General features: G+C 43.0%; 12 protein-coding genes, 1 pseudogene and 1 riboswitch. All 13 genes and pseudogenes read left to right on the top strand.

The genetic code is table 11. The features are described from left to right. Nucleotides 1-11 precede the first annotated feature (11 nt). Nucleotides 12-1,097, top strand: coding sequence for a threonine-phosphate decarboxylase CobD (cobD, locus tag ACH8E3_RS09740; RefSeq protein WP_458632439.1), 1,086 nt, complete (start codon nt 12-14; stop codon nt 1,095-1,097). Nucleotides 1,098-1,136: 39 nt separating this feature from the next. Next, nucleotides 1,137-1,859, top strand: a complete 723-nt coding sequence (locus ACH8E3_RS09735; protein ID WP_458632438.1) for an adenosylcobinamide amidohydrolase — start codon at nt 1,137-1,139, stop codon at nt 1,857-1,859. Continuing rightward, on the top strand, nt 1,856-2,830 hold the full coding sequence (gene cbiB, locus ACH8E3_RS09730) for an adenosylcobinamide-phosphate synthase CbiB (RefSeq protein WP_458632437.1): 975 nt from the start codon (nt 1,856-1,858) through the stop codon (nt 2,828-2,830). The genes ACH8E3_RS09735 and cbiB overlap by 4 nt, the downstream gene beginning before the upstream one ends. Next, nucleotides 2,821-3,420: a histidine phosphatase family protein gene (locus ACH8E3_RS09725; protein ID WP_458632436.1), complete on the top strand. Its 600-nt coding sequence runs from the start codon at nt 2,821-2,823 to the stop codon at nt 3,418-3,420. Before cbiB ends, ACH8E3_RS09725 begins: the two co-directional genes overlap by 10 nt. Before the next feature lie 96 nt (nt 3,421-3,516). Continuing rightward, nucleotides 3,517-3,726, top strand: a riboswitch (cobalamin riboswitch). A gap of 242 nt (nt 3,727-3,968) precedes the next feature. After that, the gene (locus ACH8E3_RS09720; protein ID WP_458632435.1) at nt 3,969-4,976 is read left to right on the top strand and encodes an ABC transporter substrate-binding protein; all 1,008 of its coding nucleotides are present in this window, start codon (nt 3,969-3,971) and stop codon (nt 4,974-4,976) included. Then, nucleotides 4,973-6,019, top strand: coding sequence for a FecCD family ABC transporter permease (locus ACH8E3_RS09715; RefSeq protein ID WP_458632434.1), 1,047 nt, complete (start codon nt 4,973-4,975; stop codon nt 6,017-6,019). The genes ACH8E3_RS09720 and ACH8E3_RS09715 overlap by 4 nt, the downstream gene beginning before the upstream one ends. After that, entirely contained in the window at nt 6,016-6,792 is a 777-nt protein-coding gene (locus ACH8E3_RS09710; RefSeq protein WP_458632433.1) for an ABC transporter ATP-binding protein, read from the top strand. Before ACH8E3_RS09715 ends, ACH8E3_RS09710 begins: the two co-directional genes overlap by 4 nt. Nucleotides 6,793-6,831: 39 nt before the next feature. Beyond that, the gene (cobT, locus tag ACH8E3_RS09705; protein ID WP_458632432.1) at nt 6,832-7,902 is read left to right on the top strand and encodes a nicotinate-nucleotide--dimethylbenzimidazole phosphoribosyltransferase; all 1,071 of its coding nucleotides are present in this window, start codon (nt 6,832-6,834) and stop codon (nt 7,900-7,902) included. Then, on the top strand, nt 7,899-8,471 hold the full coding sequence (gene cobU / locus ACH8E3_RS09700; RefSeq protein WP_458632431.1) for a bifunctional adenosylcobinamide kinase/adenosylcobinamide-phosphate guanylyltransferase: 573 nt from the start codon (nt 7,899-7,901) through the stop codon (nt 8,469-8,471). The genes cobT and cobU overlap by 4 nt, the downstream gene beginning before the upstream one ends. Continuing rightward, on the top strand, nt 8,468-9,277 hold the full coding sequence (gene cobS / locus ACH8E3_RS09695) for an adenosylcobinamide-GDP ribazoletransferase (RefSeq protein ID WP_458632430.1): 810 nt from the start codon (nt 8,468-8,470) through the stop codon (nt 9,275-9,277). The genes cobU and cobS overlap by 4 nt, the downstream gene beginning before the upstream one ends. Nucleotides 9,278-9,291: 14 nt before the next feature. Then, on the top strand, nt 9,292-10,893 hold the full coding sequence (locus tag ACH8E3_RS09690) for a cobyric acid synthase (RefSeq protein WP_458632429.1): 1,602 nt from the start codon (nt 9,292-9,294) through the stop codon (nt 10,891-10,893). 97 nt (nt 10,894-10,990) lie between these two features. Then, a complete protein-coding gene (locus tag ACH8E3_RS09685; protein ID WP_458632428.1) occupies nt 10,991-12,385 on the top strand; it encodes an L-cystine transporter in 1,395 nt (464 codons plus the stop codon). A gap of 514 nt (nt 12,386-12,899) precedes the next feature. Beyond that, a pseudogene (locus ACH8E3_RS09680) lies at nt 12,900-13,273 on the top strand (transposase); the annotation flags it as partial.

Here is a 13,273-nt window from a genome sequence, read left to right as displayed (position 1 = left end):
TGGTTACATTGATGCTAGAACGATATGGTCACGGTGGGGATTTGGAGAGTGCTACGAAGGCTTATGGAATAGAAGAGAGTGCATTCTTAGACTTTAGTGCCAATATTAATCCACTTGGTCCACCTCAACAAGTGTTGGAGAGATTGGAAGACGCTTTATCAGCAGTTATACGTTATCCAGATCCTGGTCATCGGAAATTCAAAGGGATGCTAGGATGTTTGCTAAATGTCGCTGAGGATCACATCTGCATTGGGAACGGGGCAGCAGAGTGTATGTCCCTTATTCTATTGGGACTTCAACCTCGGAGAGTGGGTATTGTCGAACCCTGTTTCTCTGAATATCGGCAATTGTCAGAACAATTCAATGCAGAGGTATTCTCAGTTAAAGGGACGAAATATAGGGAATGGAAAGCTGGTATCGAAGATGTAGCACAGTTGATCCAACAAGTGGACCTAGTGTTCATTGGTCAGCCTAACAATCCGAATGGTGTGCAGTATTCGATTGATGAACTAAGAACATTAGCTGAGATAGCTGAACGTTCTAATACCTATTTGGTGATAGATGAAGCGTTTATTGATTTCATTGCGAGGGAGAAGCAAGCCTCCTTGTTGCAGGAACTTGATGATTATCCTCGTACCTTGCTCGTTCGGTCAATGACGAAGTTCTACGCCATTCCAGGTTTGCGATTGGGGTATACGTTAGCACACCCTGATATCATTAATTCCATGAAGAGTAAGCAGGTGACTTGGAGTGTCAATGGACTAGCCTTGTTAGCAGGTGAAGCGGCACTAGAGGTTAATGACGAGTTCCAGCGGGACACCTTCGAACTAATATCTAGGGAGCGAGAAGTGTTGATGAACGGACTGAAAAAGTTAGGGTGTCATGTAAGCCCGGGTGAAGCTAACTTTTTATTGGTATCCCTACCTGATCCATGGCATGCGACAGATATGCAATATGAGCTAGGCATGCGAGGGATATTAATCCGTAGTTGTGCGATGTATCCTGGACTGGGGGTTGAACATATCCGTATTGCCATCAAAGACCCGAAAGCGAATCAATCCTTGTTGGCTGAGTTACAACAAGTGATGAAGAGATAATATCCATGTAAACTTCACATTAAGAAAAGGAGAATCGTGATGACAACACCTTTTATAAATGATGTAACCCAAGAGTATACCTCTATCGTATGGGCAGGTCTAACGCTTAGCCGCCATGAACGACATGTATTACTTCAATGTCCAAGCCTTGTGGATAGTATGAGCAGTGCGATCTATGGGGGTGGTATAGGGACGATCGATCGAGTAGCTAATATCTATGTGGACCGGTTCTATAACTGTGCTAACCCAGAAGAAGACGTAGCGAAGCTATTCAGCGATTGGGGTTATGCTACGGAAACAACCGCAGCCTTATTAACAGCTGTTCAGTTGCAACATGTCGCTGTGCTTGAAGAGAAGGACAAGGATGCATCCGTATTCTGCTGCACAACAGCAGGTGTATCGAATGGTGCACGTGCCGGTTCCAAGAGGACTACATTTCCCGCCTATCAACCGGGTACGATCAATATTATCCTCATGATCGATGCGTTGATGACGCAAGCGGCAATGGTCAATGCGATTATGACAGCGGTGGAAGCGAAGACAGCAGCGCTAGCCGATATGGGTATTCCGGACGCAGAGAACGGCTTGATCGCTACGGGGACTACGACGGATTCCATTGTGTTAGGTGTTAGTCAATCCACCACATATCCAATTGAACATCGATATTGTGGGACTGCGACCGATCTAGGATCTGCGATTGGTCGAGTAGTGTATGGTACTGTGCAAGAGAGTCTACGTGCGGGTGGGGTGAAGTTACCATGATGGGTTGGGCCATATTTATGCTATGGGCCGCTTATGTATTGGATCTAATCATCGGAGATCCACGTTCTATACCACATCCCGTAATAGGTATGGGGAAAGGCATTAAACAAATTGAGAAGTTGATTCGTAGACATGTGTCACATCCTGGCCTTATGCAAAAAGCGGGAATTCTGCTGCCAGTCATTGTAGTGGGAGGCTCTCTGCTGATCACATGGGTGTTGTTGAGAACGTTATATATGATTCATCCATGGCTTTCAGTGGTCCTGGAAGTGGTATTGATAGCTACGACTATCGCTACTAAAGGATTAAAAGATGCAGGCATGGAGGTATATGATCATCTCAAACGTGGTGATCTACCTGCTGCAAGACAAGCACTGGGGATGATTGTAGGGCGTGATACAGATCATCTGGATGAATCTGAAGTTGTCCGTGGCACCGTTGAAACGATGGCGGAGAATATTGTTGATGCTATTGTCTCACCCTTATTCTATGCCTTTATTGGTGGTGCCCCGTTAGCGATCGCTTATCGGGCGATTAACACATTAGATTCAATGGTCGGTTATAAGAATGATAAATATATCAACTTGGGATGGGCATCGGCACGATTAGATGATGTTGCTAATTTCATTCCAGCTCGTATAACGGGCATGTTATTAGTCGTTAGTAGTTGGCTCCTGCGTCTGGATTATAAAGGATCGTATCGTACGATCATACATGATGCGAGACTGCATCCAAGTCCGAATAGTGGATATCCTGAATCAGCCGTAGCTGGTGCTTTAGGTATTCGGCTTGGTGGTGAGAATACATACCATGGTGTCGTATCATTTCGCGCATATATGGGGGTGTTATCACGACCATTATCGAAGGACGATATTCAGTCTACGGGATGGTTGATGATCATGTCCTCATTATTATTTCTAGTGTTATGTTCCATTGTGGTGTGGGGGTTAGGTATAACATTATGGAGATAGAATTGGTATGTATTCGGCATGGCAGAACACAGTGGAACCAAGATAGACGGTATTTAGGACATACGGATATCGGACTTCTTCCATCATCAAGGACAGATCTTATCCCATTGAAGGACAAGTTAACTGGGCGATCGTTTCATAAAGTGTTCTGTAGTGATCTGAAAAGATGTCGGGAAACATTAGAATGGATTTATCCAACTTCACCAGATGGGGTAATCTTTGATGAACGTTTACGGGAGATGGACTTCGGAGAATGGGAAGGCCAGACATATGATGAATTACAGCATTCTGTTGTATATCGGGAATGGTTGGATAATCCGCAAGAAGTAACTCCTCCACGGGGAGAAGACTGGGAACACTTTAATCAGAGATTAACTGATTTCTTGGATTATCTTGTATGTGATATGAATAGATGGAATGATGAAAGTTGCATACCTTCCATTCTGATCGTCACGCATGGGGGTGTCATTAGACAACTTACAACGATGATGATTCCTGGCTTGGAATTCTGGGATGTTAACGTTGACCCTGGAGATGCGCTCTCATTGAAGCTTAGTTTGATGGATGGAGAGTGGATAGGACGTCTATAATGACACATCTGAAGTCTTTGCTAAGAATTGGTTTGTAAGGTATCCTGCTTTAGACTATAATTTGGAGTGGAGAAGCGAATTCTGTCTATAAATGAATAGTATAAACTTATGAGGTCTAGCTATTTAGAAGCAACAATGTGTGCTCCTAGATATAGTTAATAGGGAAGCCGGTGAGAATCCGGCACGGTCCCGCCACTGTGAATCAGGAATATTCTTTAATGCCACTGTTCTGTTATAAGCAGGATGGGAAGGTGAGAATGTTGTAAGCCTGTGAGTCAGGAGACCTGCCTTATAAGTCGTATGATAATCCTTCGAGGAAAGGGTTACGTTTGATTGTGTAAGTGCCTGTGATTGTATATGAGCACATAACATACGGATCATATGTTTAATAACATATGATGTCTGTCCAGACGTAATCCCTGATTCTTTCTAGCAATAGAGGATCAGGGTTTTTCTATATGTAGAGATTGTCAACAAGGGATTTCATTTGGGTAGAAGGAACAGCATCTCTCACATGATAGAATACGAAAAAGGGGAGAGAAAGAATAATGAAACATATTTGGAAGAATTGGATCGGTGGCGTATTAACGCTTGCACTCGTATTGGCACTTACTGCATGTGGAGGTAACAATGAACCTAAGCAAGTAACAGAGCAAGCACCAGCAACAACAGAACAAGTCACACCACAGGCAGAACAAGCAGATGAATTGAAAACACAATATCCACTAACTGTAGCGGATGCGACAGGTGAATCTTTTACATTTACAGAAGCTCCGAAGCAGATTGTATCCATTTCGCCTGCAGAGACTGAAGCGTTGTTTGCCATAGGGTTAGACGATCAAGTTGTTGGCGTATCTGATTATGACGATTATCCAGAAGCTGTGACAACGAAGCCTAAAATGGGTGGTTTATACAATCCCAATGAAGAAGCGATTATTGCAGCGCAACCAGATCTTGTGCTCACAGGTATATCCATGAGTGTGGAAGCTACTGAGAAGCTACGTGGTCTTGGTATTCCGATTTTTAAGACGGATCCTAAATCAGTAGATGATGTGATTGCAAATATTGAAATGTATGGTCTGATTACAGATCGTCAAGCAGAAGCGAAGAAAGTGACAGACACAATGAAACAAGATCGTGATGAAGTGATAGAAGCGGTTAAATCACTTACTGCTGAGCAGAAAAAGAAAGTGTATATCGAATTTTCACTTGGTTGGACAGTGGGTAGTGGTGAATTTATGAACGAGCTTATTCACCTAGCTGGTGGAGTTAACATTGCTGCAGATACGGTTGGATGGAATGAAATCAGTGAAGAGAAAATCATTAATGATAATCCTGATGTTATTCTGTACTCTAAGAATGTGATTGATGAAAAGACCCAAAAAACGTTAGATGAGATAATTAAAGCTCGTAGTGGTTGGGATCAGATTACAGCCATTAAGAATGATGCCATCCATGCACTGGATGATAACCTGATTGCTCGTCCAGGACCGCGTGTGACAGAAGGACTTAAGATCGTAGCTCAAGCCATCTATCCTGAACTTGTCAAGCCATGAATAAAAAAGCGGTAGGGTATGGAGGACTCGGGATCATCTTGCTTGTCGTGAGCTTCATCCTCTGCCTGGGAATAGGGGCAGTGAAGCTCCCCGTTAAAGATATTATAGGAATCTTATTGCATCGCTTACCTTGGGTAGGCGATGCTATTATTCCTACATGGAGTCCTGCATATGAACAAATTTTGCTTAAGGTGCGATTGCCACGAATTATACTAGGCATGCTAGTTGGTGCTGCTCTTGCGGTGGCTGGTTCTGGATTTCAGGGTGTATTGCGTAATCCTTTAGCAGACCCTTATACACTGGGCGTATCTGCAGGATCTTCGGTTGGAGCAGCTATTATTATTTTCTTTGGGATGCAGTATTCATTCATTGGCGCATGGACGCTTCCATTGGTTGCCTTCTTTACTGGAATAGTGACACTCTGGGCTGTATTATCCCTAGCTCGAGAAGGAGGTAAAATTCCAACGAATAGTTTGATCTTATCTGGGATTGTGATGCAAACCTTTCTAGGTGCCATTGTATCCTTTCTAACGGTAATGTCTAAGCAGACGATTAATGAGATCATGTTCTGGACCATGGGTGGGCTCAGCTTTCGAGGATGGTCATATACGCTCATGTTGTTGCCATATGTCATGATTGGATTTGTCGTTATTTGGAGTAGTGCAAGATCTCTAAATTTAATGGCACTTGGTGAACGTCAGGCCGCGCATATGGGGCTTCATGTTGAAAGACTAAAAATAAGAACTTTGATTGTATCTACATTACTAACTGCAGCTGCTGTATCCGTATCTGGTGTTATTGGATTTGTCGGACTCGTTATTCCACATATCATTCGATTGATTGCTGGACCTGATTACCGATTTATTGTTCCACTATCAGCATTAGGAGGCGCTATCTTCACGATGTGGTCTGATACCGTTGCTCGTTCCATCTTCGCCCCGACCGAGATTCCTCTTGGAGTCGTTACAGCGTTTATCGGTGCCCCATTCTTTGCTTATCTATTGTATCGAAATAAGAAGCAAAGAAACGGAGGTATGATATGATTGAAGTGACAAAAGTATCTAAAAGTTATGGTAATCTATTGGCACTTCAAGATGTAAGCTTGTCTATACGAGAAGGTGAATGGTGGGGAATTATCGGTCCTAACGGAAGTGGTAAATCGACACTTCTAGAATTAATATCTGGTGTAGACAAGATTAGCAGTGGTGAGCTAATGATTCAGGGTCGTCATGTCTCAGACTATAATCGACGAGAGCTATCTCAGATGATTGCTGTACTTCAGCAAGATGGACTTCCTGCAATAAGATATCCTGTTAGAGATGTTGTTGAAATGGGGAGGTTCCCTTTTCAGAATTGGCTTGGACGAGACAAAAGTAAGAATGCCACAACAATGATAGATCGTATTATGGACAGATTACAGTTGATTGATCTTAGTGATCGTCTTGTGGATGAACTTAGTGGTGGACAAAGACAGCGTGTCGCATTAGGTAAAGTGATGGCACAAGAGCCATGCATTCTATTGCTGGATGAACCAACCACGTATTTGGATATTTACTATCAGCTACAATTCATGGAAATGGTTGCCACTTGGCGTAAAGATACAGGAATTACGGTTGTCTCCGTGCTACATGATTTGAATTTAGCTGCACAATTCTGCGATAAGATCGTAGTGTTACAAGCGGGAGAAGTTGTTGGAATGGGAACACCCGAAGAAATGATTACAGAGGATAATATCCGAAGTGTATACGGAGTGGATCCAGTGGTTGTGAAGCATCCAGTTAGTGGTTTGCCACAGATACTTCTATCACGCTACTAAATAAATAATAGATCGCTATAAATTAGGAGGAGATTACCAATGAGTATAAGTATGATGAAGCAGATCGGTGAAATTAAAGAACTTGATCAAGTTGCGATGAATGAGGCTAAATTACATATCAATAACCTTACGGTACCACCGGGTAGTCTAGGGAAGTTAGCTTCTGTAGCAATACAACTAGCAGGGATAACAGGCGTTGTTAAGCCTACTTTTCAGAAGAGAGAAGTTATTATCATGGCGGGAGACCATGGTGTGTGTGAAGAGGGTGTGAGTGCATTCCCGCAAGAAGTTACGCCTCAAATGATTCATAATTTCCTTGCAGGTGGGGCAGCGGTTAACGTCCTTGCAAGACAAGCAGCTGCAGAAGTGGTCTGTGTAGATATTGGTGTGAATAGTGAATTGTCGCATCCTAACTTGTTATCACATAAAATCCGCTATGGTACAGCGAACATGGCACAAGGGCCAGCTATGACATATGAGGAAGCGATAGCGTCCATCTTGGTGGGTGTTGAAGTAGTTAAAGATGCTGTTGAGCGTGGCGTGCAACTTTTTGTGACCGGGGAGATGGGTATTGGCAACACGACGGCTAGCTCCGCGATAACCAGCGCATTGACGAATATCTCCGTTAGAGATGCCGTTGGCAGGGGAACTGGAATTGATGATTCCCGTTTATTGCATAAAGTAAGCGTTGTAGAGCAGGCATTGAAGGTAAACGCGCCTAATCCCCTTGATCCTATTGATGTTCTTGCTAAGGTTGGTGGACTCGAAATTGGAGGGTTAGTAGGCGTCATTCTTGGGGCGGCAGTAAACGGTTGTCCGGTTATTATTGATGGTTTTATTTCGAGTGCTGCTGCGCTACTTGCCAAGGCGATTTGTCCCATGTCAGCAGATTACATGATTGTGTCGCATGCTTCGCATGAACAAGCCCATCGATTAGTGTTGCAAGAGCTACAGCTTCGTCCAATGTTGGATTTGGATATGCGTATAGGTGAAGGTACAGGAGGCGTTCTGTGTCTACATCTACTTGATGCGGCATGTCGTATTGTGAATGAAATGGCGACGTTTGAGAGTGCAGGCGTATCCAGTGAATCCAAGGAAAGAGCGAAATGATCACACTTGTTACAGGCGGGGCAAGGAGCGGGAAGAGTAGCTTTGCTGAGAAGTTATGTATGTCAATCTCACAGGAAGCTATATATGTGGCAACAGCACAAGCTTTCGATGATGAGATGAGAGAACGCATAGCTCTTCATAAGCTTCAGCGCGATCAAGCGAATTATCCTTGGATCACACGCGAAGAATCTTTCAAGTTAAGTAAGCTATTAGAAGATTGGCGGATAAGTAGTCTGGTAAATAATGTTTTACCCCCAACAGTGATGATAGATTGTTTGACGCTATGGTTATCTAATGTTCTATTGTTAGTTGAAGGTAAGGATGATGCCATTGAGCAAGTTCAGACTGAAATTGATCTTCTTATAGATCAAGTGCAGCAGTATCCAGGTCATTTGATCATGGTAACCAATGAGGTTGGGAATGGCATTGTACCAGAATATCCATTGGGAAGAATGTACCGCGATTTAGCAGGAATCCTAAATCAGGCAATCGCAAGAATCTGTTCTCAGGTGTTCCTAGTAACGGCAGGTATTCCGATGGAGTTGAAAGGTAGGGAGTATAAACTATGACGAAATGGGGAGAAGCTGCTGCAGCCGCATTTCAATTTCTATCTCGATTTCCTGTGAAGGCGAATCTAGAATATTCACCAGCACTTTTTCGTCAAAGTGTGAGATTCTACCCGTTGGTGGGTGCTGCTATTGGATTGGTAGTATGGGTAAGTGCGATGGGGTTCTCTTACGTTCTACCCTCTCTACCTGCTGCAGTTCTAACTCTAATCCTATGGATCGGACTAACGGGAGGGTTACATTTAGATGGATGGATGGATACAGCGGATGGTATCTTGAGTTACCGCTCGCGTGAACAGATGTTGGATATTATGAAGGATAGTCGTGTAGGAGCGATGGGCGTGTTAGCGTGCGTACTGTTACTTCTGCTGAAATTCTCTTTAATATATTCGCTATTAGATGAGGGTGTCGACTACTCGGGTCTTTTACTCCTTCCGTTGATTTGGAGTCGCTGGTTCATGGTTCATGCGATGTCATCATGGCCTACAGCGCGTGGTAACAATGGCTTAGCTGGAAAATTTAATGGTCTTGATACAGGTCATATCGTCGCCACATTATTATTGGCAATGTTCTTATCCGTATTAGCGGCATCGATAGCACCACTTATAAATATGAATAGCGGTGCATGGCTGATAGCTATAATAGGATTGATTACGATTCCACTTGTCACGTGGATAGCAGGAACTTGGATGGCACGAAGATTGAATGCTACTTTAGAGGGATTAACAGGAGATACCTATGGGGCTCTTAATGAGTTCCTTGAAGTAGTAGCATTACTTATGCTAGTGCTATTGCATCATGTCATATGAGAGGGGACAAGAGGATGGATCAACCTGAGGCTAATCAGCTGAATAAAGGGTTACAGCGACCCATACTGATGTTACAGGGGACTGCGTCAGACGTGGGTAAGAGTGTGATTACCACCGCTTTATGCCGTATTCTTACACAAGATGGATACCGCACAGCGCCCTTTAAGTCGCAAAATATGGCTCTAAATTCTTATGTTACAGAAGATGGGAAAGAGATCGGACGTGCACAGGGTGTTCAGGCTGAAGCTTCTGGTATTAAAGCTACAACGGATATGAATCCAATCCTTATTAAGCCAGTGAAGGATATGTTCTCGCAGATTATTGTGCACGGTGAACCTTATCAACATATGAGTGCATCTGATTATCGCAGTCTGTTCTTGCCAACGGCAAAGAATATCGTGATGGATGCGCTGAATAGGTTGCGTGGGGAGTATGATATCGTATTGATGGAGGGCGCTGGAAGCCCAGCAGAAATAAATCTAAAGAGCAATGACATCGTTAATATGAATGTAGCGGGTTGGGCAGATGCTCCAGTATTGTTAATTGCAGATATTGATCGAGGCGGGGTATTTGCATTTATCGTTGGAACGCTCGAACTACTTGAACCCCATGAGCGACAAAGAGTAAAGGGTTTCATTATTAATAAATTTCGAGGCGATATTTCATTGCTTGAGCCAGGATTGCGTTGGTTGACTGAGCGTACAGGTATTCCAGTGCTTGGAGTGTTACCTTATATCGAGGAGATGAAGATTGAAGCGGAAGATTCTGTCGTGTTAGATGCGTTGCGTCAAAAAGTAGCGGGACAACGTGAGATCGATATTGCTGTCATTCAATTCCCGAGAATTTCTAACTTTACGGATTTTGATCCTCTGCGCGAGGAGAAAGATGTAACGCTCCGATATGTGAAGACAGTTGCAGAGCTAGGTTCACCTGATGTTATTATTCTACCTGGAACAAAGGATACTATTGGGGATTTGAACTACCTTCAGCTGCAGGAGTTTGAACAATTCATTGCAGATGCTATGGATTCTGGAACACAGCAACTCGTTGGTATCTGTGGAGGATATCAAATGCTAGGAGAATTGCTGATTGATCCTTTTGCCGTGGAGAGTGGCGAACCCCGAAGTGCGACAGGTCTGGGCTATCTTCCAGTCAAGACGACATTTTTGAAAGATAAAATAACGGTAAGGGTGAAGGGGGGACTAGCATCCACTCATCCACTTCATCTTGAGACGAATCAGGACGCTGTTCCGATTGAAGGTTATGAAATTCATATGGGCATCACAGAATGCTTAGACATGAACAATGTGGGACCACTGTTTCAACTGGAGCAAAAGACAGGCAATCTTGTACACGAAGGTTGGGGGACGGATGATGGATGCACGTGGGGAACTTATCTTCATGGCGTATTTCATAACGATAGCTTTCGGAGGGCTTGGCTTGACGGTATTCGTGTGCAAAAAGGATTGAACCCTATAAGTCAGACATATACTACTAATGAACTTAAAGAACAGGAATTCGATCGAGTCGCTGAAGTAGTTCGCAGCCATCTTGATATGAAACAAATCTACGATTTTATGGGCATTAGAAATACTAAAGATAAGTTGTTTAATTAATCCTACCCAAATACTAGGGTATGTGCTATGATATGAAATATCAAAATATTATTCATATTTATTTAGTCATATATTTTATTTAGGGGAGGATTACATAATGGAAAATGCTTGGATTATTTTGAACATTGTCGCTATGTTGGTACTGATTGGATTATTAATCTGGATGCAGAAGAAACGGATTTCTTTCACGAAGCGTGTCTTTACTGGATTAGGGTTAGGGATCGTATTTGGGGTTGTATTGCAATTCTTTTTTGAACCGGATTCAAAAATCATAGGTAAGTCTGTCGAATGGTTTAACTTGGTAGGTTACGGTTATGTAGGATTACTTCAAATGATCGTGATTCCCTTAATCATGGTATCGATCATTTCGGCTATTATGAATTTGAATGGTGTTAAGAATCTTGGGAAGATGAGTTTCTCCATCATTGCAGTACTTCTGATTACTACTGCGATTGCTGCAGGTGTGGGTATTATCACTACGGTTGGCTTTGATCTAAAAGCGATTGATATTCAGAGTGGTGATCGAGAAATCGCACAAGGTTTGAAATTGGAGGAGAGACTGGGTACAGTCGAAGATAAATCGATTCCACAACAAATGCTTGAATTCATTCCCAAGAATCCATTTTTAGATATGACAGGAGCTCGTAGTTCGTCTACGCTTGCCGTTGTTATCTTCGCAGCCTTTATTGGAGTTGCTGTTCTGGGAGTAGATCGCAAGAAGCCTAAACAAGCACAGATCTTCCGTGATCTGATTGAAGCGATATATGCAGTTGTCATGCGAATGGTTACGTTGGTATTAAGGTTAACACCATATGGTATATTAGCATTGATTACCAAGACTGTTGCTACGACACATGTTGAAGAGATATTAAAGCTAATTAACTTCGTTATTGCTTCTTATGTTGCATTGGCTGTGATGTTTGTTATTCATTTAATATTAATTACGTTGTTTGGTTTCAATCCGCTAGTCTATCTAAGAAAGGTACTACCTACGCTGACGTTCGCATTTACTTCACGCTCTAGTGCAGCTACCATTCCATTGAATGTAGAGACACAGACGAGAAAACTTGGTGTTTCGCAAGGAATTGCGAATCTGTCTGCTACTTTTGGGGCTACGATAGGTCAGAACGGATGTGCCGGAATATATCCTGCGATGTTGGCTGTCATGATTGCACCAACCGTAGGGATAGATCCAACAAGCTGGAGCTTTATTCTGAAATTGATTCTAGTCGTTATGATTAGTTCCTTCGGTGTTGCAGGTGTTGGTGGCGGAGCTACCTTTGCATCATTGATTGTATTATCTACAATGGGATTGCCCGTTGCATTGGCAGGTCTACTGATCTCTGTTGAGCCATTAATTGATATGGGACGTACAGCACTGAATGTAAATGACTCCATGACGTCAGGTCTCATCTCCAGCAAAATATTAAATGAGAATGATCCTAAAATATATAATAATAGCAAAATAGATTTAGATGCAGCACAAGTATAAGTTACAGTAATCTCTAATGAATGAATGAAGAGGGGCTGTCCCATAAGTCATGAAAATGGCTAGGGGGCCCCTTTTTTGTATGGGGAGAGTTATTTGTCTGAGAGGTCGCTTACGCGAACGGACCGTTTCTCCAATCGCTGTGGTCTCCAAATTTCTGGATTGAAACCGCTCAGCGGTTGAAATTCGGAGACCAAGGCGACCGCTATCGCTTTTACGAAATCGTTCCGTCCTCTGCGCTACTTTAAGCAGACTTCTGCAACTTTTCAACCAAAAACAACACAAAAAAATCGCTCTTTTGGTAAAATGGAAGTACGACCAACCATTCCAAAGGAGCGATTTCTTTGTACATTCAATATACCATGGACCAACTTTTCCTGCCAATGGATATAGAAGAAGACATTCCAGAGAATCACCTCGTTCGTCTCGTCAATGCAGTCGTAAACCGGCTGGACGATACGATCTTTAACGCAGCCTACCCAGGTTACTGAAGTACGAACAATACCAATCACTGCTGGGTGATCGGAACAGCTTCAGCAAGACCGATCCGGATGCAACTTCATGCGGATGAAAGAAGACCACATGCGAAATGGCCAACTCAAACCGGGCTACAATGTACAGATCGGGACCGAAAACCAGTTTATTTTGGCCTACAGTCTACACCCAAGGCCTACCGATACTCGCTGTTTAGAAACGTACATGGAAAAAGCTAGACAGATGCTTGGCAAACACCCACGAACCGTCATTGCAGATGCAGGATATGGTAGTGAAGAAAACTACGCTTATCTGGAAAAGGAAGAAATTCAAGCCGTAGTGAAATACGGCAGCTATCATATAGAAAAGAGCAAAGCTTGGAAGAATAATATCGGAAAGATTGAGAACTGGACGTAC

The sequence above is a fragment of the Paenibacillus sp. CMAA1364 genome (genome assembly GCF_054373195.1).
The sequence above is the reverse complement of the archived record's forward strand: the minus strand, read 5'-3'. Positions and strand labels throughout refer to the sequence as shown.